At 69.3% G+C, this 20,730-nt stretch carries 19 protein-coding genes; 10 read left to right on the top strand and 9 right to left on the bottom strand.

Annotated elements, in window-relative coordinates:
- The first annotated feature begins 324 nt into the window (after nt 1–324).
- The gene (locus ACV7GQ_RS12495; RefSeq protein WP_470310569.1) at nt 325–960 is read left to right on the top strand and encodes a hypothetical protein; all 636 of its coding nucleotides are present in this window, start codon (nt 325–327) and stop codon (nt 958–960) included.
- A complete protein-coding gene (locus ACV7GQ_RS12490) occupies nt 957–2,246 on the top strand; it encodes a hypothetical protein (RefSeq protein WP_470310568.1) in 1,290 nt (429 codons plus the stop codon). The genes ACV7GQ_RS12495 and ACV7GQ_RS12490 overlap by 4 nt, the downstream gene beginning before the upstream one ends.
- Nucleotides 2,247–2,305: 59 nt before the next feature.
- Here the strand turns inward: ACV7GQ_RS12490 and ACV7GQ_RS12485 are convergent, their stop codons facing one another.
- Nucleotides 2,306–2,911: a class I SAM-dependent methyltransferase gene (locus ACV7GQ_RS12485; protein ID WP_470310567.1), complete on the bottom strand. Its 606-nt coding sequence runs from the start codon at nt 2,909–2,911 to the stop codon at nt 2,306–2,308.
- 124 nt (nt 2,912–3,035) lie between these two features.
- On the opposite strand from ACV7GQ_RS12485, the gene ACV7GQ_RS12480 reads away from it, so the two are divergent.
- Nucleotides 3,036–3,161, top strand: a complete 126-nt coding sequence (locus tag ACV7GQ_RS12480) for a hypothetical protein (RefSeq protein WP_470310566.1) — start codon at nt 3,036–3,038, stop codon at nt 3,159–3,161.
- 47 nt (nt 3,162–3,208) lie between these two features.
- Here the strand turns inward: ACV7GQ_RS12480 and ACV7GQ_RS12475 are convergent, their stop codons facing one another.
- Nucleotides 3,209–3,766, bottom strand: a complete 558-nt coding sequence (locus ACV7GQ_RS12475; RefSeq protein ID WP_470310565.1) for a GNAT family N-acetyltransferase — start codon at nt 3,764–3,766, stop codon at nt 3,209–3,211.
- Nucleotides 3,767–4,037: 271 nt separating this feature from the next.
- Here ACV7GQ_RS12475 and ACV7GQ_RS12470 point away from each other — a divergent pair, with 271 nt between their 5' ends.
- Nucleotides 4,038–4,994, top strand: coding sequence for a carbohydrate ABC transporter permease (locus ACV7GQ_RS12470; RefSeq protein ID WP_470310564.1), 957 nt, complete (start codon nt 4,038–4,040; stop codon nt 4,992–4,994).
- Nucleotides 4,995–5,055: 61 nt separating this feature from the next.
- Here ACV7GQ_RS12470 and ACV7GQ_RS12465 read toward each other — a convergent pair whose 3' ends face one another.
- A complete protein-coding gene (locus ACV7GQ_RS12465) occupies nt 5,056–5,418 on the bottom strand; it encodes a GNAT family N-acetyltransferase (protein WP_470310563.1) in 363 nt (120 codons plus the stop codon).
- Between the two features lie 185 nt (nt 5,419–5,603).
- Here ACV7GQ_RS12465 and ACV7GQ_RS12460 point away from each other — a divergent pair, with 185 nt between their 5' ends.
- Nucleotides 5,604–6,839, top strand: coding sequence for an AI-2E family transporter (locus ACV7GQ_RS12460; protein WP_470310562.1), 1,236 nt, complete (start codon nt 5,604–5,606; stop codon nt 6,837–6,839).
- A 6-nt stretch (nt 6,840–6,845) separates the two neighbouring features.
- On the opposite strand, the gene ACV7GQ_RS12455 is transcribed toward ACV7GQ_RS12460, so the two are convergent.
- The 3 genes from ACV7GQ_RS12455 to ACV7GQ_RS12445 all read right to left on the bottom strand — a co-directional run bounded on the left by ACV7GQ_RS12455 (nt 6,846) and on the right by ACV7GQ_RS12445 (nt 8,510).
- The gene (locus ACV7GQ_RS12455; protein WP_470310561.1) at nt 6,846–7,235 is read right to left on the bottom strand and encodes an amphi-Trp domain-containing protein; all 390 of its coding nucleotides are present in this window, start codon (nt 7,233–7,235) and stop codon (nt 6,846–6,848) included.
- 108 nt (nt 7,236–7,343) lie between these two features.
- On the bottom strand, nt 7,344–8,090 hold the full coding sequence (locus ACV7GQ_RS12450; RefSeq protein ID WP_470310560.1) for a GNAT family N-acetyltransferase: 747 nt from the start codon (nt 8,088–8,090) through the stop codon (nt 7,344–7,346).
- 108 nt (nt 8,091–8,198) lie between these two features.
- Nucleotides 8,199–8,510 (bottom strand): DUF7130 family rubredoxin-like protein, encoded by a 312-nt coding sequence (locus ACV7GQ_RS12445; RefSeq protein ID WP_470310559.1) that lies wholly within the window; start codon nt 8,508–8,510, stop codon nt 8,199–8,201.
- Between the two features lie 578 nt (nt 8,511–9,088).
- On the opposite strand from ACV7GQ_RS12445, the gene ACV7GQ_RS12440 reads away from it, so the two are divergent.
- The 4 genes from ACV7GQ_RS12440 to ACV7GQ_RS12425 are packed head-to-tail and all read left to right on the top strand — an operon-like array spanning nt 9,089 to nt 16,636.
- A complete protein-coding gene (locus ACV7GQ_RS12440) occupies nt 9,089–10,816 on the top strand; it encodes an L-lactate permease (protein WP_470310558.1) in 1,728 nt (575 codons plus the stop codon).
- A 6-nt stretch (nt 10,817–10,822) separates the two neighbouring features.
- On the top strand, nt 10,823–13,894 hold the full coding sequence (locus ACV7GQ_RS12435) for an FAD-binding and (Fe-S)-binding domain-containing protein (RefSeq protein ID WP_470310557.1): 3,072 nt from the start codon (nt 10,823–10,825) through the stop codon (nt 13,892–13,894).
- A 22-nt stretch (nt 13,895–13,916) separates the two neighbouring features.
- Entirely contained in the window at nt 13,917–14,426 is a 510-nt protein-coding gene (locus ACV7GQ_RS12430; RefSeq protein ID WP_470310556.1) for a LutC/YkgG family protein, read from the top strand.
- Nucleotides 14,423–16,636: an LUD domain-containing protein gene (locus ACV7GQ_RS12425; RefSeq protein ID WP_470310555.1), complete on the top strand. Its 2,214-nt coding sequence runs from the start codon at nt 14,423–14,425 to the stop codon at nt 16,634–16,636. Before ACV7GQ_RS12430 ends, ACV7GQ_RS12425 begins: the two co-directional genes overlap by 4 nt.
- Here the strand turns inward: ACV7GQ_RS12425 and ACV7GQ_RS12420 are convergent.
- From ACV7GQ_RS12420 to ACV7GQ_RS12410, 3 genes are all read right to left on the bottom strand, one after another.
- Nucleotides 16,623–17,096, bottom strand: coding sequence for a hypothetical protein (locus ACV7GQ_RS12420; RefSeq protein WP_470310554.1), 474 nt, complete (start codon nt 17,094–17,096; stop codon nt 16,623–16,625). The two genes, ACV7GQ_RS12425 and ACV7GQ_RS12420, sit on opposite strands and share 14 nt — an antisense overlap.
- Nucleotides 17,093–18,847, bottom strand: coding sequence for an Nramp family divalent metal transporter (locus tag ACV7GQ_RS12415; protein WP_470310553.1), 1,755 nt, complete (start codon nt 18,845–18,847; stop codon nt 17,093–17,095). The genes ACV7GQ_RS12420 and ACV7GQ_RS12415 overlap by 4 nt, the downstream gene beginning before the upstream one ends.
- A gap of 67 nt (nt 18,848–18,914) precedes the next feature.
- The gene (locus ACV7GQ_RS12410; protein WP_470310552.1) at nt 18,915–19,478 is read right to left on the bottom strand and encodes an ArsR family transcriptional regulator; all 564 of its coding nucleotides are present in this window, start codon (nt 19,476–19,478) and stop codon (nt 18,915–18,917) included.
- A 102-nt stretch (nt 19,479–19,580) separates the two neighbouring features.
- Here ACV7GQ_RS12410 and ACV7GQ_RS12405 point away from each other — a divergent pair, with 102 nt between their 5' ends.
- A complete protein-coding gene (locus tag ACV7GQ_RS12405; protein ID WP_470310551.1) occupies nt 19,581–20,720 on the top strand; it encodes an acyl-CoA dehydrogenase family protein in 1,140 nt (379 codons plus the stop codon).
- The last annotated feature ends 10 nt before the right edge of the window (nt 20,721–20,730 follow it).

Below are 20,730 nucleotides of genomic sequence, written 5' to 3'. Positions count from 1 at the left end.
AGAGGATGTGGATTCATGTTGCCGACAGCCAACTCGACGTGGCCGACCACTGGGCAGTCACTGCGTCACTGGCGCCTCGGATACGCGAGATGCCCAGCGGCGTGTGGGCGGCCGCGATGCGGTCGGCGATGTCGGCGGCAGCGTCGGTCTGTTCGGCGGCGGTCTGCGCCGACTCACGGCTGCCGGCGCCGACGGTTTCGTCGTGATTTCACCGGCGTCTCTCCGTACCAGTCGCACTCGGCGGTGCCGTACAGCGCCTGGACGGTGTCGGGTCGTCCGACCGTCCCCACAAGACGTTTGTCGCTGGGCTAACTGCACTCGGCCATGCCCTCCCGGAGACGCATCCTCACTGCCCTCGCCAGCGGCGCCGCCGCGGCCCTCGCTGGGTGTCAGTTCGACACTGACACTGCCCCGCCACCCACCATCGACCGTGACGCCAGCCGCATCGTCGACGACTACGAGGCCAAGCACGTCCGGAACACCGACGGCGCCGTCCTGTACACCCGTCAGGACACGATTCCGACCGGCACCGAGGAGGCCGAGCGCTTGCTTCGCGGTACCGACCACATCGCCACCCGGGCGTCCTTCGAGGAGGTGACGTTCGGGGCCGTCCCCGAGGCCCGCGAGTTACGCTCGTTCGTGGCCGAGACGGACTTCGAGACCCACGCCGTCTACCTGTTCACGACGACGGTCGACGCCTGTCACGAGATCCGCATCACGTCCATGCAACAGGACTCGGACGGTGACCCGCACGGCCACTTCTGTCAGGCCCGCCGGCCGGCCGACGTCGCCTGTTCGACCGACGATACGGACTCGGCCGGTATCGCCATCAGGTACCCGTTCAGTGGTGACCAGACGTCGGGCCACGGCACGGGGATGTCCAGTAACTGCCGGGGACCCGACGAACCGGCGCCGTTCACGGCCGACGTCGTCGCCCGCAACGGGAGTGACCGCTCGTGAGACGGCGCGCTCTGCTGGCGGCCTGTGGCGTCGGACTGAGCGGCCTGGCCGGCTGTTCGTCGATGCCGTGGACCAGCGAGGACGACCCGGACGTGGATACAGCGGCGCTGGCCGCGGACCTCGACCCGGTGGCGTTCCCGGCGACGCCGTTCCCCCGAGACGCTCTCGACGCCTGCGCGCAGCGCCACCGCGAGCGCGCCGAGACGCTGCTCGACCGGATTCCGGCCGACTCCGAGATACCGAACGAAGCAGTCCGTGAGGAACTCACCCACGTCCGACCGGACCCCGGGGAGCGGCCCTCCGAGTCCCTGCCAGAGGGCGAGTGGGCGCTGGACTGGCTCGAAGAGTGGCGGGGCTACCGGGCTGACGCGGCGATGGCCGAAGCCGCCTACCGGGCGGCGACGGGGGCCGACGACGCGGCAGCGCTCGCGACCCGCCGACGCGAGGTACGGGGGACCATCGGCGACCTGTGGGCGGCCCAGGCCTACCGCGCCGGCGACCCGGTCACGGCGGCCGTCGTTCACGCGCCGCTCGAAGACAGCCTCGCGACCGCGAGAGGATACGTCCGGCCACGGGAGGCGTACCCGTCGGACCCAGTTGCGGACCCGTTCAGAGCCGGCGCGGCCGTCGAAGCCGTCGAGCGGGCCGACGCGACCGTCGCCGACGTGACGCGGCTACGTGACGCAGTTATCGATGCCGACTCGCCGTCCCACGGCGGGACGCTCGGGGACGGCGCACAACGCCTTCGGTGGTCGCTCTCCAGGACGACCGACGGACTCGACCCGTACGTCGACGACGGGCAGGACGCGTTCGGCCGCGAACTGAGCGGCGCCGACCGCGAACTCTTCGTCGAGTCGACCCGGCTGTTGGACTACTTCAGAGACGAGGTCCGCGAGCTGCACGACGACGACCAGTACGCGCTGGCCGTCGTCCAGACAGGCCGCACGCTGGTGGCGGCCGAAGTTCTCCGAGCCATCGTCACGGGCGTCCGGAACCGCGAGTACCCCGAGGAGGTGCCCGCGTCACTCGTCCGGGAGGCCGCAGCGGATGCCGAGCGGGCGCTCCGGCACGCCCTCGAACAGTCGTCGCCGCTGACCGGGCTCCTCCTGCAACCGGCGCTGTACAGACAGCGCGGCACGATTAGTGAGATGCAGGAGGGGTATCTGGACGGGCCCGAGGCGTACGCGGCGTTCACGCGTACCGCGATGTACGCACGAGGGGTCCCGGAGGCGACGTCCTTTGTCGCCGCCCGTCTCGACGAGGCCGCCGGTGCCGGGGACGGGTAACCACCCGAAGGCGGCCCCGGACACCTCGATGTCGGATGGGTGCAGTCAGCCCCTGGGAGTCACGACGGGCCGATGTCGGGATAGGACTGGCGCTGCCCGGTGGAGTTCCGCGCGACCAACTGGGCCGTCGCAGACCGAGTGGTGCCGTCGCTACTCGTCCGCTCGTCGTAGTGCAACACGGTCAGTCCGAGTCCCGCCCGGAGCAGTTCGTTGGCCGCGAACCGGTAGCGGTCGGTGCTCGGACCCCCCTCGACGTCGTCGGTCGTCCGCAGATGATGCTGGACGAACAGACAGCCGCCCTCGACCAGCGAATCGACGACGTCGGGGAGGCGGTCGACGACGCGATAGAAACTGACGGTGACGACGGCGTAGGTCGCCTCGGGAAACGTGTACGTCGGGATGTCCGCCTGGATAGGCGAGACGCGGTCGGTGACATCAGCCGCGCGTGCGTTCCGTCTCGTTATCTCCAACCCCTCGCGTGACTGGTCGACGGCGTCGACGTGGTAGCCCGCTTCGGCCAGCCGAATCGCGTTCCGGCCGGTGCCGGTGGCTACGTCCAGCGCCCGGCCGTCGGGGAACGTAGGCAGGTAGCGTTCGAGCACCGGATGCGGGTCGGGGTCGGTCGGATACTCGCCGCGGCGGAACCGTTCGTCCCAGGTGGGCATGGTGGCCGTACGTGGGGCCGGGTGATGTGGGTGTGGGTCGTCTCCTCGGTCGTCCACCGCGACGCCGGGCCGGCGATCGAGCCGTCAGACCGAAGTGTGTCAATGTCTAACATTCATGTGCGGTATGTCACCCCGCAGTACCCGGACGGACAGGTCGGCGTTCGAGCGCGTCCGGGACGCGATTCTCAATCGCGGCGACCCGGACGAGGACGAGTCACCGACGGGGCCCGGCGCCCCTACACCGGGGTAGCCGCAGTCGGGCCCTCCCGTCGGTTTTTGCGGTCGCCCACCGACCAGTCATTCCGCCGGTTCGTCCAGCTCGCGTGTGTAGACGGCCTCGTCGTACGGGTCGCCACCGATGGTGACGGTTCGGGTCGCCGTCTGTTCGAAGCCGAGCTTCCGGAAGAACTCCCGACTGGCGTCGTTGTCGGCCAGGTCCAGTGCGCGGACGCGCTCGACGTCTTGCTCGGCGAAGATCTCTCGCAGTCGCTCGTAGAGGCGCGTGCCGACCCGCTTGCGGTGGCGCGTCGGGTCGACGTACAGCCGGAGGACGGTACCGACTGGCCCGTAGGCGACCCCCTGTGCGAACCCGACGACCTGTTCGTCGTCGCGGGCGACGAGCATCGTCGCTTCGACGTCGAGGTCGCTGACCGGGATGTCCTCGGCCCAACCGTGGAGTGCGCTCCCGACCGGCCCGGCGTACCACTCCTCGATGGTCGCGTCGATGACCTCGGAATCGAGAGCGTCGTAGGCGTCGTGCCACGCGCGACGGGCGACTCTGCGGATGCCCTCGGCGTCGGAGTCCAGCGCGTGTCGGATCTGGATCATCGGTGGGTCGTGACGCGGTCGTGCCACGCCTGTCCGTAGCTGTGGGGGCCCTGGCACCTAAGCCCACCCCCTCTCGGGCCCCGGTGTCCGCCGTCATCGGCGCCGCAAGCTGCCACTCCTCAAGCAGTCCCTCGGTGAGAGTGGTGGTGGCCGGCCCGGGGAGATGCCCTCCGAGACGGTCGACCGCACCGGCGGCCGCATCCGGACGCAGGACCGGGACTGGGGCTGGGCACCCTCCTCAACCAGGTACGGTCCGGGAAACCACGTTACTAACTGACAGGAGCGTCACGTGGTTGTTATGCCCTCCTCCGACGCGGTGCGCGCCGAGGCGACCAGCGCGGGTGACGACGAGGTGCCAGGTGGACGCCTGGCCCGACTTGGCGGTCGCTACCGGGGGCCGTTCTACAGGCTCTGTTTCCGCACTGCACTCGCCGCGTCCCTCCTCGTCTCGCTGTTCCCCATCTACTGGCTCGTCATCGCGGCGGTGACCCCACACAGGCTGGTCTGGAACCAGATGGGCGCCCTGCCGCCGGCGGTGAGCGCGGAGGGCGTCACCCTAGCGTTCCGTCTCGTCGACTGGGTCCCGGCGTTCGCCAACAGCCTGCTGGTCGCCGTCTCGACGACGGTGCTGGTCCTCTGCGTGTCGATTCCGGCTGGCTATGCCTTCGGCCGCATCGAGTTTCCGGGTCGGCGGCCGCTGTTCGCCGCGACGCTCCTCCTGGCTGTGTTTCCACCACAGGCGGTCGCGGTACCGCTGTACCGCCTCTTCTCGACGCCGGTACCGGGCCTGTCGGGGACCGTACCGACGGTGTACCAGACGCCCGCGGCCGTCGTCCTGCCTATCAGCACGTTCTCGATGCCGCTGGCTGTCGGGCTACTCACGGTGTACTTCTCGGGAGTACCGGACGAGCTGGAGGACGCGGCTCGAATCGCGGGTGCGACCCGGATACAGGCGCTCTGGCGCGTGGTCATCCCCCTGGCACGGCCGGCTATCGTTAGCGTCGCTACGCTGGTGTTCGTCGCAACGTACACGGAGCAGTTCTTCACCCTGTTCATGAGCATCGGAAACGGCGCCGTCGAGACCACCGTCCAGCTCGAACTCTACAACTCGGCGCATCCGCTGTACACGCTGGCGTACCCGAACATGCTCGCGGCGGCCAGCCTCGTCGGTCTCGTACCGTCTTTTCTCGTCGTCCTGTTCGTCAGCGGGAACCTCGACGGGTGGCTCTCGACGTGGGGTGCCGCCACCTCGTGACCGACCGGTCGCGGTGATGACGCCGACAGCGAGGTGACTGGGACAGCGGTCGTCGACGGCCCTACTCACCCGCCTCGGCCCCAAGCGACAGATACCACCCGCCCGACCGGCTTACCAATGTGTACGTGGGCATTGCGGGTGCCGTGCTGGCCGGGTCGTGCTCGACGTCTTGCTCGGCGACGATCTCTCGCAGTCGCTCGTAGAGGCGCGTGCCGACCCGCTTGCGGTGGCGCGTGGGGTCGACGTACAGCCGGAGGACGGTACCGACTAGCCCGTAGGCGACCCCCTGCGCGAGCCCGACGACCTGTTCGTCATCGCGGGCGACGAGCATCGTCGCTGGTCTGTTGAGGCCGCCGTGGCCGCGGCGCGCTGTACTCGGCTCACTGTTGGTTGCGCCTGAGGGACGCCGCCAACCTAAGCCCACCCCTTCAGGTGGCCGCTCGCGGGCCACCACATGCCCTTGGCCCGCACGGTGCTTTCGTGTGCCTGCACAACGCTGTGGACGCGGCAGGCCGACCGGACGACCACGGATTGCCGGGTGGCCCGGGCGCGGCCGACAGCGACCCTCGGACGACGCCAGCCCACTCCGGCGACGCCCAGAGCTCCACTATGCACGACACCGACGGACCCAACGGTCGCCCGACGAACCAGCGCCGGCTCGGCTGGTGGCTCCTCGTCGTCGCCCTCGCCGCCGTCCTCGCGTTCGCTGCCACACACGTCACCGCGATGCTTGTCCTCGGGGTGTTCGGCTACTACGCGACGCGGCCGGTATGCGACCGTATCGGGGCCGTTGTCGATAGCGACCGGGTTGCGGCGACGGTCACGGTGCTGGTCGTCCTCGTCCCGACGTTGCTGGTGCTGGTCTCGCTTGTCGCCCAGACCCTGCGGCAGCTCCAGGGCCTGCTGAACGGTTCCGATGCCGGCCGCCTCGCCGGGGCGCTGGACACCTTCGAGGCGCTCTCCGTGACCCAGCGATCGCAACTACGGACGCTGTTGACCGACCCGCTGTCGGCCCTGGGCGGACAGCACGGGCCACTCCTGTCGCACAGTGACGTCCTGCTGGCGGCGGTACGGGGCGTGTTCGGGACCGCGATGACGCTCGCGCTCGCGGTGACGCTCTCGTATGCCCTGCTCTCGCGGGACACGAGGCTCCGGGAGGCCTTCCTCGAACTCGTCGGCGGGGTCGAGACGACGGCCTACGCGTACGCCGCGGCCGTCGACGAGGACCTCGAATCGGTGTTCTTCGGCAACTTCCTCTTCGCCGCCATCATGGCCGTCGTCGCGGTGGGCACCTACCGGACGACGAACCTCCTCGCGCCCGACGGGCTGGCGGTGCCGATGGTCCTGACGCTCGGGCTGCTGACCGGGGCGGCGAGCCTCGTCCCGGTCGTCGTCGGCAAGCTCGTCTACGTGCCGGTCGTCGCGAGCCTCGCGGTGCAGGCCCTCACCGGTCCCGGCGACCTGCCGTTCGTCGGCGCCGTCGCACTCGTGTACGTCCTCGTCCTCGACCTGCTGCCACAGGCGCTCGTCCAGCCATACGTCTCGAGTCGGCGGCTGGACATGCTCGCCCTCCTGTTCGCCTATCTGGTCGGGCCCGTCGTGTTCGGCTGGTACGGGTTCTTCCTCCTGCCCATCGTGTTCGTCCTCGCGCTGGAGGCGGTGCGGCTGGTCCTGCCCGAACTGCTCGACGGGGAGCCTCCGAAGCCGTCTGTGTCCCTCGACACCGACTCCGGAACGGACCCCCAGAACGAGCGCGACGACGTCCCCGAGGCCACGGCTGAGAACGACGGCCGGGACGCCTCGTCCGGGTCGCCGACGACCGGTGGCGACTCGTCGACCGGGTGATCTGGGCTACTGTATCTCGAACTCGGCGTCGCTCGTCTCCGTGACTCGCCAGGTGAGTTCGAACCTCACGCGCTCGGTGACGTCGTCCGAGATGAGCGAGTCGTTGGAGTCTATCTCGACGTCGAAGTCGACCGTCTCGGGCGGGTTGATGGTCGCACTCCGGTTCCCGACGACCAGCGTGACCCGCTCGTCGGTCCGCGTTCGACCGGACTCGGCCCGCTTCGTCTCGGACTGCCCAGCGTCGGTCCGGCGCTCGTCGGTATCGGCGTGGGCTGTCGCGTCGTCGCCCGCTACGCCGCCTGTCTCGTCTGTCCGCTCGAGTTCCATCGCGAAATCGCGCAGCAACTCCGCGACGGCGGTTCGGGTCATCTGCTTGTTCGTCTGTATCTCTGCCATCCTGACGGCCGTGCCAACACGGGGCGCGTGGAGAGTGGTTCTGCTTGCGAGCGTCTGCCGGCGATACCGGCATCGGTCCTTCGGTGGGTGGCGAGCGACGCTCCCGCCTCAGAGATACGCGGGGTCCCAGCCGTCCGGCCGGTGGGTGTTCCCGCAGTCGTTGCACTCCAGTCGGTCGAGTCCATCGCCGGCGACGTCGGTCGAGCCACACTGCGAACAGACGAAGCCGACCGGCGTCTCGTCGGCGCCGAGCGGATAGAACGGTGCCTGTGTCCCGGCCCGTTCGGCCTCGTGCCTGACCGGCACCCGGTCGCAGTCGACGACTACCTCGTCCCCGACGCTGACGCTCGGCTCGGCGGGGTCCTGTGTGGGTCCTGCCGGAGCGAAGGTCGCCATGTCGAACCGCTCGCCACCGAACTCCTCGGTCTGACTTTCGACCCGGGAGAGGCCGAACCGGTCGAGGAACTGTTCGGCCTCGCTCGCCCCCTCCAGCACCTCCGCGGTGAGCAGGGTCGACTCGTCGGTCTGCGCTGTCTGGGCGCGTTCGACCAGCGCGGTCCCGACGCCCTGTCGCCGGGCGTCCGGGTGGACGTGCAACCACCGGAGCGTCCCGTCGGCGTCGAGTTCGGCGACCCCGACCGCGTCGACGTCGTCCCGGGCGGTCCCGGCGTCGGTCGCGACGAACAGGCGCTCGTCGCTCCCGTCATTGCGTGCCGCGAGTGCCTCGGGCGCGAACTCGGTGTCGATGAGCGCCGCTATCTCCTGTGGGCTGAGCGCGTACGAGGCCCGAAACGACCGCCGAACGGTCGTCTCGATGTCCTCGGTGTCGCTGTCGGTCGCGGGTCGGACGTTCATGGCCGCCGGTTGCCCCTGCCGAGAAAAGACCCGGGCGCTTGCACAGGCAAGCTACCTGGCCGTCGGTCCTGTCGCCGACCACAGCGTCGAGGAGCGACGCGCCGCCGGTCAGTCCTCGAGCGCTTTGACGACGTGTTCGCTCGACGCCCCGCAGGCGGGACACTGCTCCGGGAGCCCGTCGTCCAGCTCGCCCATCTCGCCACACTCCTCGCACCGCCACATCAGATACCCTTCGCCGAACTCCTGTCCAGGGAGTTCCTCGTCGGCGTCGAACGACGCCTCGGCCGTCCGCACCCCGTCGACAGTGTCGACAGCGAACCCCTCCGCGGTCGATTCGCTGACGGTGCCGACCAACTGGCCGTCCTCGTCGTACACCGTCTCGCCCGATTCGATCTCGGTCGCCGTCTGCGCGTCTGTCACGTCGACCACTCCGTGTGCCACCGAGGCCTGTCTGTTGCATGGGAATGCAACGTCGGCCTGCCGGGGACCGCCGGCACCGTTCGGGCGGACCGTTCGCCCGCGCCGTGCCGACGTGCCGAGCCGCGCGCGCCGTCGAGCGCGACCCGGCCAGCGACGGCTGGCTACAGCGGTCGGAGACACTCGTTCCGGCCACCGGCCCCGCTTCGATGCCGTATCCGACTACAGTCTGGCGGTTACAGTTGTGTGTAACACCGGCGAACGGCCCTCTCTCCAGCTTTTACAGTCAACTGCATCTCGACGAAGCGGTACACACAACTGTACCAGACGCGGTTTGCAGCTACGATATTTTGAAAGCTCAGAGAAAGAAATATTCTCGCAGAGACAATCTTAACTCCTCTAGGTATATTTAGGGCATTCTTGCCGTCGACTGAACCCGTTGAACGGTAGTCGGTTATAAATAGTGCATAATGGGATGGCTCGGCTATGCCAGTTCCACCGGCATACCCACACAGACAGACGCACCGGCGCGGGCAGAGACACGACGCGACACGCCACCCGAACGGGGGTGACGACTGAGGATGGCGACGGCAGCACAGATCGGTCTGGCGCTCCTGCCGCTGGCGACCATCGCCTTCCTGATGATCGGGCGCTACTGGTCGGCCACGCGTGCGATGCCCGTCGCGTGGGTGGTCGCCCTCGGCGTCGGCTTCTTCGGCTGGGGCATGTCGCCCCGCTGGATCGCCGCCGCGTCGATCAACGGCGCGATAACCGCCTCGAACATCCTGTACATCGTCTTCGGGGCGATACTGGTGTTGTACACGCTCAAGCAGACGGGCGCGTTCGACGTCATCAACCAGGGCTTTACCTCCATCAGCGACGACCGGCGTGTGCAGGTCGTCCTGCTCGTGTTCCTGATGGGGTCGTTCATCGAGGCCGCGGCCGGGTTCGGGACGCCGGCGGCCGTCGTCGGGCCGCTCCTGGTCGGCCTCGGCTTCCCGCCGCTGGCGGCCGTCGTCGTCGCGCTGACGGGCAACCTGATGGCCATCACGTTCGGCGCCGTCGGGACGCCGCTCATCATCGGGCTGCAGGACATCTTCAGCTCGACCGAGTCCATCCAGTCGACCGTGGCGGCACAGGGGATGACCATCCCCGAGTGGGTCGCACAGATAGCCGTCTGGGCGGCCACCTACCACGTCATCGTGGGCGCGTTGCTCCCGTTCATCGGCGTCGCGATGATGACCCGGTTCTTCGGCGAGGAGCGCTCCATCAAACCGGCGCTCGAGGTGCTGCCGCTGACGCTGTTCGCGTGGGCCTCCTTCTCGGTGCCGTACTGGCTGACCGCGTACTTCCTCGGTCCGACGTTCCCGGGGCTGTTCGGCGCGATGGGCGGGATGCTCATCACTGTTGGCGCGCTCAAGGCCGGCTACTTCCACCCCGACGAGGAGTGGGACTTCGCCCCCGAGGAGCAGTGGCCCGAACACTGGGTCGGCGACATCGCCCCCGGCGAGTCCGCGACCGGGCGCAGCGGTACGGTCGCCGCCGACGGCGGCCAGGTCGCCACGGCCTCCCAGTCGATGTCGCTCGTCCGTGCCTGGACGCCGTACGCGGTGCTGGCCGGCCTGCTGGTCGTCACCCGCGTCATCGACCCCGTGACGAACTTCGTCACCTCGACGCTCGTCCTCGAATGGGGCTCTATCCTCGGCACGTCAATGGGCAACAGCTTCGCCGTGCTGTACCTCCCCGGGGCGGTGTTCGTCGCCGTCCACCTGCTGACCATTCCCCTGCACGGGATGGACGGCGGGGAGGTCAAGGCCGCGTGGCTGGAGACCATCGAGAAGGTCACGCCCGCGGTGCTGGCGCTGGTCTTCGCCGTCGCGACGGTCCAGATAATGATACAGTCGGGCGAGACGGCCGGCATCGACAGCATGCTGGTCGTGCTCTCTGAGGCGACGGCCAACACCGCCGGCGTCATCTACCCGTTCTTCGCCGCGCTGGTCGGTGCCTTCGGGGCGTTCCTGGCCGGGTCGAACACGGTCAGCGACATCCTCTTTGGCACCTTCCAGTACAACGTCGCCGCCGACCTCGGCGTCTCTCGGACCATCCTGGTCGGCGCGCAGGCGGTCGGCGGGGCTATCGGGAACCTCATCGCGGTCCACAACGTCGTGGCCGCGCTGGCGGTCGTCGGCCTCGTCGGCGAGGAGGGCCGGGTCATCAGGCTGGAGCTCATCCCGCTGACCTACTACGCGGTGATGACCGGCATCCTCTCGCTCCTGTTCGTGTACGTCGTCGCACCGGGAACGTTCTGATCAGCCATGTCGAGACAGGACACCCCGGCGCAGTCCGACGCGACGCCGGCCGCGGACCCGCGGGCAGACTACGACCACGTCGACGGTGACGCCGACTCGGCCCTCGCGGCGGCGCTGGCCGACCGCGTCGACGGTGACGTCCGATTCGACGAGTACTCGCGGGAGCTGTACGCCACCGACGCGAGCATCTACGAGGTGCCACCCATCGGCGTCGTCTTCCCGGAATCGACGGCGGACGTGGCGGCCGTCGTCGAGTACTGCGCCGACGAGGACATCCCGGTCCTGCCCCGCGGCGGCGGGACGAGTCTGGCCGGCCAGACGGTCAACGAGGCCGTCGTGCTGGACTTCACGCGCCACATGGACGCGCTCGTGACCGCCGACGCGGACGCCGCCCGGGCCACCGCACAGGTCGGGACGACGCTGGGTGACCTGAACGCCGCACTCGACCCTCACGACCTGAAGTTCGCGCCCGACCCCGCGTGGGGCGACAAGTCCGCACTCGGCGGCGCCATCGGCAACAACACCACCGGCGCACACTCGCTGCAGTACGGCAAGACCGACCACTACGTCGAGGCCTGTGAAGTGGTCCTCGCGGACGGGACCGTCACCACCTTCGGCGAGGTGGCGGTCGACGACCTGCGGGACCGGGCCGCCGACGCCGACGGCCTCGAAAGCCGCATCTACGCGGCGGTCGCGGACGTCCTCGACGACCACCGCGACGAGATAGCGGCGGCCTACCCCGACCTCAAGCGCAACGTGTCGGGGTACAACCTCGACCGACTGGTCGCCGAGGCCGAGGGCGAGTACGGCGAGGCGGGGACGGTCAACCTCGCCAGCCTGCTGGCCGGGAGCGAGGGGACGCTGGCTATCGTCACCGAGGCGACCGTCGCGCTCGAACCCGTCCCCGAGACGAAGGCGATGGCACTGCTGTGTTACGACGACCTCGTCGACGCGATGGCCGACGTCGCCCCGATCCTCGAACACGACCCGGCGGCCGTCGAGGTGCTGGACGACACGATGCTGGACCTCGCGCGCGACACCGCGGAGTTCGCCGACGTGGCGGCCATGCTCCCTGACGGGACGCGTGCGACGCTCATCGTCGAGTTCTACGCGGCGGACGACGACGCAGGGCACGAGGCGGTCGACCGCCTGCTGGCCGACCGGCTCGACGGCACCGCCGCGGTCGCCGACGCGCCGCGCACCGCCGTCGACGCGCTCGAGGCCCACGACGATGCCGAGCGCGAGCGGTTCTGGAAGCTCCGGAAGTCGGGGCTCCCCATCCTGCTCAGTCGCACGAGCGATGCGAAACACGTCGCGTTCATCGAAGACACCGCGGTCCCGCCGGAGAACCTGCCCGAATACGTCGCGGCGTTCCAGCAGGTGCTCGAGGACCACGACACGTTCGCGTCGTTCTACGCCCACGCCGGGCCGGGCGTGCTCCACATCCGGCCGCTGGTGAACACGAAGTCCGTCGACGGCGTCAAGCAGATGGTGTCAATCGCCGACGCCGTCACCGACCTCGTCGTCGAGTACGGTGGCTCGGTCTCCGGCGAACACGGCGACGGTCGCGCCCGGACCTGCTGGAACGAGAAGCTCTACGGCACGGACGTCTGGGACGTATTCCGCGACCTGAAGACGGCATTTGATCCCGACTGGCTCCTCAACCCGGGGCAGGTCGTCGGCGTCGACGAGTCCGCCGTCGAGGCAGGTGCGGCCCCGCCCCGAGCCCAGACCGTCGACATGGCGGCACGGCTCCGGTTCGACCCCGACTACGAGTTCGACCAGTCGCTGACGCCGACGCTGGATTGGACCAACGAGAACGGGATGCAGGGGATGGTCGAACTCTGCCACGGGTGTGGGGGCTGTCGCGGCCCACAGGAGACCACTGGCGGCGTGATGTGTCCGACCTACCGGGCGGCCGACGAGGAGATTACCGCCACCCGCGGCCGGGCGAACATGCTCCGGCAAGCGATGAGTGGCGACCTGCTGGACGACCCCACAGACGAGGCGTTCGTCTCGGAGGTCATGGACCTCTGTATCGGTTGCAAGGGGTGTGCCCACGACTGCCCCAGCGGGGTCGACATGGCGAAGCTCAAGGCCGAGGTAACCCACGCCTACCACCAGGAACACGGCGTGAGCCTCCGGGACCGGCTGTTCGCCAACGTCGACACCCTGTTCGCGCTCGGGAGCCGCGTCGCGCCCGTCGCGAACGCGCTCTCGTCGCTCCCTGGTGCCGACCGGCTGCTGGAGGCCACCGTCGGCATCGCCCGGGAGCGGGACACCCCGACGCTCCACCGGGAGACGTTCGTCGACTGGTTCGAGCGTCGCGAGCCGACCGTCTCGGCGGCCGACGCCGACCGCTCGGTCGTCCTGTTTCCGGACGCGTACACGAACTACGCCCACCCCGACGTGGGGCGGGCGGCCGTTCGCGTCCTCGAAGCGGCCGACGTCCACGTGACGGTCCTCGCGGACCACACCGACAGCGGCCGGCCCGCGTACTCGAAGGGGATGCTCGACCACGCAGGAGACACGGCCGAGACGAACGTCGACGCCCTCGTCGACCACGTCCGGGCGGGCCGGGACGTGGTGTTCGTCGAACCGTCCGACGCAGTCATGGTCCAGTACGACTACCCGGACTTGCTCGGGCACGACGACGAGCAGGTGGCGACGGTGGCAGCGAACACCTACGGCTTCTGCGAGTATCTGGACCGCCACGACCTCGGCCGACGCGTCGACTGGGCCGACGTGGACCGGTCGCTGACCTACCACGGCCACTGCCATCAGAAGGCGACGAAGAAGGACCACCACGCCGTCGGGGTCCTCCGCCGGGCGGGCTACGCCGTCGACCCGCTCGACTCGGGGTGTTGCGGGATGGCCGGCAGTTTCGGCTACGAGGCCGAGCACTACTCGATGAGTCAGGCCATCGGCGACATCCTCTTCGAGCAGGTCGACGACAGCGACGGCGAACAGGTCGTCGCGCCGGGGACCTCCTGCCGGACCCAGCTGGGCGACCGGGGCGAGGACCCGGAACCGCCCCACCCGGCCGAGACGCTCGCCGCAGCACTGCCGGACGACTGACCCTGATTCAGACTACCAACCCGTGACCACCGACCACACGACGCTCGACCGCTTCACCGAGCGACTCGACGACTTCGACGTATCGCACACGCTGACCACGCCGGACGGCGTCCCCGACGCCATCGAGACGGTGGCGGACTCGCCAGCGGTCGGCGTCGAACTGCCCGACGGGCTGGGCCGGCTGCCCGACTCGGTCGAGACCGATCCCTCGCCGAGCGCCCTCCGAGCGGCCGTGACGGGCGTCACGCACGCGACGCTCGGCATCGCCGACTACGGGAGCCTCGTCCTGCCGTCGACCCCCGACGGAGCCGAACCTGTGAGCCTCTACCCCGACCGGCACGTCGCCGTCCTCGCCGCGGACGACGTCGTCCCCGGCATGAGCGAGGCACTCGCCCATCTCGGCGACCGGTTCCGGGCCGACGGCGGGGACGCCATCGTCGCCACCGGCCCCAGCGCCACGGCCGACATGGGCGCACTGGTGAAGGGCGCACACGGCCCGAAAGCCGTCCACGCCGTCGTGGTCCAGTCATGACCGCCAGCGACCGCCGGTCGAAGGCCGACCACATCCGGCACATCCTCGAGACGGAGGGCGACGCCGTCGCGGCGAACACCCAGGGGTTCAACGCGGGCCGCTACGAATCGGTGGCCGACCTCGAAGCCTACGAGGACCTCAAGCGCGAGGCCCGCGCCATCAAGGAGGACGCCATCGAGCGGTTACCGGCCCTCATCGAGGACCTCCGCGAGGCCGTCGAGGCCAACGGCGGGACGGTGTACCTCGCCGACGACGCGGCCGACGCGAACCGGTACATCCGCGACGTCGTCGAGGACGCGGACGGCGACCGCGTCGTCAAGAGCAAGTCGATGACCAGCGAGGAGATAGAGCTGAACGAGGCGCTGGCCGACGACTGCGACGTCGTCGAGACGGACCTCGGGGAGTGGGTCCTGCAGCTGGCCGACGAGGCGCCGTCCCACATCGTCGCGCCGGCCATCCACAAGTCCCGCGAGGGCATCGCCGAACTATTCGCCGAGCGGTTCGACCCGGCGGACCCGCCGGAGACGGCCGAGGAACTGACGATGTTCGCCCGCGAGAAACTGGGCGAGCAGCTAGCCGACGCCGACGTCGGCGTCACGGGCGCGAACTTCCTCACCGCCGACTCGGGGACGATGGCGCTGGTGACCAGTGAGGGCAACGCCCGGAAGACGGTGGCGGCGACGGACACCCACGTCGCCGTCGCCGGCGTCGAGAAGGTGATTCCGAGCGTCGAGGACCTCCGTCCCTTCGTCGAACTCATCGGTCGCTCCGGGACGGGACAGGACATCACCTCCTACGTCTCCTTGCTGACGCCGCCGGTCGACGCGCCGACGCTGGATTTCCAGACCGACGAGACCGGATCCGCCGCGGACCGCGAGTTCCACCTCGTGCTCATCGACAACGGCCGACTGGCGATGCGCGAGGACGACGATCTGCGGGAGACGCTGTACTGCATCCGGTGTTCGGCCTGTTCGAACTCCTGTGCGAACTTCCAGCAGGTGGGCGGCCACGCCTTCGGCGGCGAGACCTACTCTGGGGGTATCGCCACCGGGTGGGAAGCTGGCATCGAAGGCCTGGACACGGCGGCCGAGTTCAACGACCTCTGTACGGGCTGTTCCCGCTGTGTGAACGCCTGTCCGGTCGAGATAGACATCCCGTGGATAAACACGGTCGTCCGGGACCGCATCAACCGCGGCGCGGACGCGGAGCTCGACTGGCTGGTCGACGGATTGACCCCGGACGAAGAACCGTCGGGCCTCGACCCGCAGAAACGGCTGTTCGGCAACTTCGCGACGCTCGCGAGACTCGGGAGCGCCACCGCACCCGTCTCGAACTGGCTGGCCGACACCGGCATCTCCCGGCGGCTCATGGAGCGGTTCGTTGGCATCGACCGGCGGCGTGACCTCCCGACCTTCGCGTCGGAGACGTTCCGCGAGTGGGCCGACGGTCGGTCGACGGTGCCGAACCCGGAGCGCGAGGTGGTCCTGTTCCCCGACCTCTACACGAATCACGTGCAGGTCGAGCGCGGGAAGGCAGCGGTCCGGGCGCTGGAGGCGCTGGATGTCGCCGTCCACGTCCCCGACGTGCCTGCGAGCGGCCGCGCCCCGCTCTCACAGGGGATGATAGCGACCGCACGCGACCACGCCGAGGCGGTCGCCGACGAACTCCTCCCCCACGTCGGAGCCGGCCGGGACGTCGTCGTCATCGAGCCGAGCGACCACGCGCTGTTCCAGCGGGAGTACGAGCAGTTGCTCGACGCCGACCGCGCCGGTATGCTCGCCGACGACAGCTACGAGCTGTTCGAGTACGTCTACGGCCTGCTCGCCAACGGCGCGAGCGCCGACGCACTCGCTAGCGGTGACGGCCGGCGACTCGCCTACCACAGCCACTGCCAGCAGCGGACCCTCGGCGTCGAGCGCTACACCGAGGCCGTGCTGGACGACCTCGGCTTCGACGTGGTCACGTCCGACGTCGAGTGCTGTGGGATGGCCGGGAGCTTCGGCTACAAACAGGAGTACTACGACGTGAGTGTGGCCGTCGGCGACGAACTCGCGGCCCAGTTCACCGCCGACGGCGTCGACGACCGGACCGTCGTCGCCAGCGGCACCTCCTGTCTCGACCAGCTCGACGACCTGCTGGAGCGCCCCTCGAAACACCCTATCGAACTGGTCGCGCCGACGGCCCGCACCGAGCGGCTCAGCGGCGACTGAGGCCCGGGAGCGCGTCCCGCAGTCCGAGCCCCGCCTCTTTCTCGACCGTCGCATCGTAGGGCGCGAGCACGGTCCGTACCGCACCGGCGAACGAGTCGACGTCGACCTCGCCGTGGACCCTGACGGTCAGCGACGAGTCGGTCGCCCGGTCGAGGACGACCTTCACCCGCCCGACGCTGCCGCCGTCGTAGATTCTGACGCCGTCGAGCGTCTCGTAGGGTATCTCTCGGCACCGCTCGGCGGTGTCGACGGCGGCCGCCACCCCCTCCTCGGTGACCGTCGCCGCGAACGCCTCCGCGCGTCGTTTGCCAGCGCCGGTCGCGATGTCGAACCCAGTCAGGTAGTCGTACTCGACGGCGAGGACGCGGTCGGCGTAGAACAGCAGGTCGAGCAACCGGAGCGGGTAGCGGCCGGTCATCGTGTGGTGGAGGTGGACGCGCACCCGGTCGGCGTCGCTCACGAGAACAGGCCCCGGCTGGCGTCAGCCCCGTCGACGGTGCCCGCCCGCTCGAACTTCGCTCGGGTGGTGCGGTAGATGACGTAGGCCTGCACGGCGGCGTAGCCCGCCCAGAGGGCCATCCCACCGGGCCCGCTCCCGAGGACGGTCGTCTGGACCGCGAAGGCGGCGACGCCGAGCTGCGTGTCGAGGACGGTCCCGACCAGCAGGACGCTGAAGTAGCCGAAGAAGGCCGCGGCGACCCACATCGCGACCGTCCGGCCCCAGCCGGGCATCGTGTGCTCCGGGAGCTTGACGGCGTTGACGAGCTGTATCACGACGATGTAGGGCCACATGATGAGCCCGGACATCGCCGCGCCGATGACCAGCAGATTGAACGGGTTTTCCACCTCGAACGGGAGGAGCAGGATGAGGATGCCCCACCCGCAGAAGACGGTCAACAGCCCCCAGAACAGCCGCGGGAGTTGCCAGCCCGCGTCGCGGCCGTACAGCTCGTAGATGACGTCGGAGCTGTTGCGGACGAACGACTCGATGATGGCGTACTCGGTGGTGAACAGCGCCAGGAACAGCGTCGCGTAGATGGTGGCGCCCGCGAGCGGGCCGACCGACGGCGCGATGCCGACCAGCCACATGTCGACGGCCGTCCGGGTCGTCCCCGGGGCGTACGTCCCGGCGATGACGACGAGGATGGTGGTGATGACGACGAGGCCGACGGCGAAGGTCAGCAAGTGTTCGAGCTGTGCCACCCGCCACCAGCCGCGCCAGCGCTCGGTGTTCGGGGACTCCGGCCGGAACGAGAAACCGTCCTCGTGGACCGTCTCGGGGTCGTCGCCGGCGAAGGGGTTCTTGATGCGGCCCTGATAGCGCCCCATCCCGTATCCCTTCTCGCGGACCCAGAGGCTCTGTGAGAGGTTGAGGTAGCCGCCCGCGCCGGCGTAGGCGATGCCCCCAAGCAGTATCGCCACGACCACGGCCGGGGGCTGGTCGCCGATCAGTGCCGGCCCGCTCGGCAGTGCCGGGAGCGACGTCGGTGCGCCGACCAGTGCGAACAGCACCAGCGCGAACACCAGCGACAGCACCACGAGGAACAGCTGTAGCCGCTCGACGACGTTGTACATCAGCGGCGTCAACTGGTAGGTGAGCCAGATGAACACCATCAGCCCGATGCCGAGCAGCCGCCAGCCGACGAGTTCGACGCCCGCGAGTTGGTAGGTCCCGAGGGACAGGCCCGCGGCGCCGACCTTCGCGGCGCTGGCCGCCCACCCGGGCCACCCGAGGCTGACGAACCCGCCGAGCATGAACGCGAACGGGACGAACGGGTGGACTCGTTCCATCGCCCGGAAGATGCTCTCGCCGGTGGCGAGCGTCCACCGCTGTATCTCCGTGTTCACGACGAACTGGAGCAACACGCCGGCGATGAAGATCCAGTACAGTGCCCAGCCGTACTGCGCGACGAGCTGCGGCCAGAACAGCGTCTCGCCGCTGCCCAGCGACGCCCCGAGCATGATGGCGCTGGGGCCGACGACGTGTTTGAGCCGCGGGACCTTTGGGAGGTCGAGCAGACGGAACGACCCACCGCGTCCCTCCTCGGGGTGGTCGTCGTCGATCGGCGCGGTGTCGAGGTTGTCGTAGGCGACCGGGGTGTACGTCGACGTCGGATAACCGAGTTCCTCGGGGGTGGCGTACACCACGGAGTCGCCGTCGCCGTCGCTGCTCTCGGCGGGGGCGTCTGTCTCGTCGGTCTCTGTGGGCATCGTGTTCCAGTGTGCGCTCGTCGTGCTGTCTGCACCGGCCGCGAGGGCCGCGTGCCGAACTGTTCGCTCAACCGCCGATGTAGTGCCAGACGTGCTCCGGGTCGGTGTCGACGTCGACGTCCGGCAGCTCCTTGAGTGCCGGTTTGATGACGTCCCACCACTTGTCGGCGGTGTCGTAGCCGGCAGGGTGGTCCGGGAACACCTCGGTGATGACCTCCGTCTCCGAGGCGTCGGGGTGCTCGTTGAGGTAGTCGTAGGCCGCGCGGAGCGCCGCCCGCCGGTCTGCCAGCCGGTCGCCCGACCCCGGCAGGTCGACGCTGGCGATCTCGTGCTGTACCGGTCGGGACTGGTCCTGCTGGACGGGGTGATCCCCGGTCCGTGGCGCGTCCATCGGGACCCACCACACGCGGCCGCGGGCCCCGACCTTCCGCGTCGCGAGTCGACCCTGTTCGACGAGCTCGTTGAGTTTGTTGTGGGCCGTCCGTCGCGAACAGTCGACCGCCTCCATCACGTCGTTGGCCGTCAGCGGCCGCGCGGGGTCCGACCGATCGTCGAACACTGCGAGAACAGCGTCGAGGGTGAACTGCCCCGTCGACGAACCGTCCTCGGTGCCGGTCGTCGCCTCGCTCATACCGGAGAGTTACACTCATCTGTAATGTATCTTGGTGTACGACGCTCGCCGGCCTGCCGTCCCGGGACGGCATTTATCTCGGAGCCGTCTGAAGATGACACGATGCGCACGCTTACCACGGACCAGCGCGAGTTCGCCCGGCGCGCCGAAACGGTCGCCGCCGAGTTCGCCGACGACGCCTACACGTGGGGCGGCGACCCGCCGTGGGCCAACCTCCGCCGGCTGGCCGAGGCGGACCTCTACTGTCCGTCGATATCCGAGGCGTACGGCGGCCAGGGCCGCTCCGACGTCGCCGCGCTGCTCCTGACCGAGGCGGTCGGTCGCGAGTGCCCGGACACGGGATGGTTCACCTACATGCAGAGCGTGGTCGGACCCCGCGCCATCGACCTGTTCGGGTCCGAGGCGGTCAAGGAGGCGTACCTCCCGGACGTGACGGCGGGCGAGAGCTTCGTCTCCATCGCCATCTCGGAACCCGAGGCCGGGTCCGACGTGGCGTCGATGACGACCGAGGTCACCGAGACGGACGGGCAGTTAGTCTGCAACGGCGAGAAGACGTGGGTCGGCGGCGTCCCGTTCGGCGACGCCGCGGTGACCTGGGTCCGGTTCCCGGAGGGGCTGGGCTCGGTGGTCATTCCCTACGACGACCCCGGCGTCGAGATCGAGACCGTGTACACGAACATGGCCGGGTACGCCCAGACGCACTTCACCATCGACGACGTGGTCGTCCCGGAGAGCCACGTCCTCACGCGGGGCGACGACGCGTTCAAAGAGCAGCTGGTCGCGCTGAACTGGGAGCGACTGGGCAGTTCGGCCCTGACGGTGGCGTGGGCCGAGGCGGCGCTGGAGCGGGCGCTGGCGTACGCGGGCGAGCGCGAGCAGTTCGGCCAGCCAATCGGCGACTTCCAGGGTATCGAGTGGAAGCTCGCGGAGATGTACCGACGGGTCGAGACGGCCGCGGCGCTGGTGTACCAGTCCGCCGCGGGCGCGGCGGGTCGGGACCGACCGCCGTCCCGCCTGCACACGTCGACGGCAAAGCTCCACTGCTCGCGGATGGTCGAACAGGTCGTCAGCGAGGCGGTCCAGATAGTCGGTGCGCGGGCCTACCAGCAGGGCCACCCGCTGGAGTACCTCTACCGGCTGGCCCGGGGCCGGCGCATCGCCGCCGGCACCGACGAGATGCAGTTGAACACCGTCGCGCGGGCGCTGAAAGAGGACGGTTTGCCGGCCGTCTCGGAGCGGTAGCCGCGCTCGG

The organism is Haloarcula sp. MBLA0163 (genome assembly GCF_055632435.1).
This window is presented reverse-complemented; position numbering and strand designations above follow the sequence as displayed.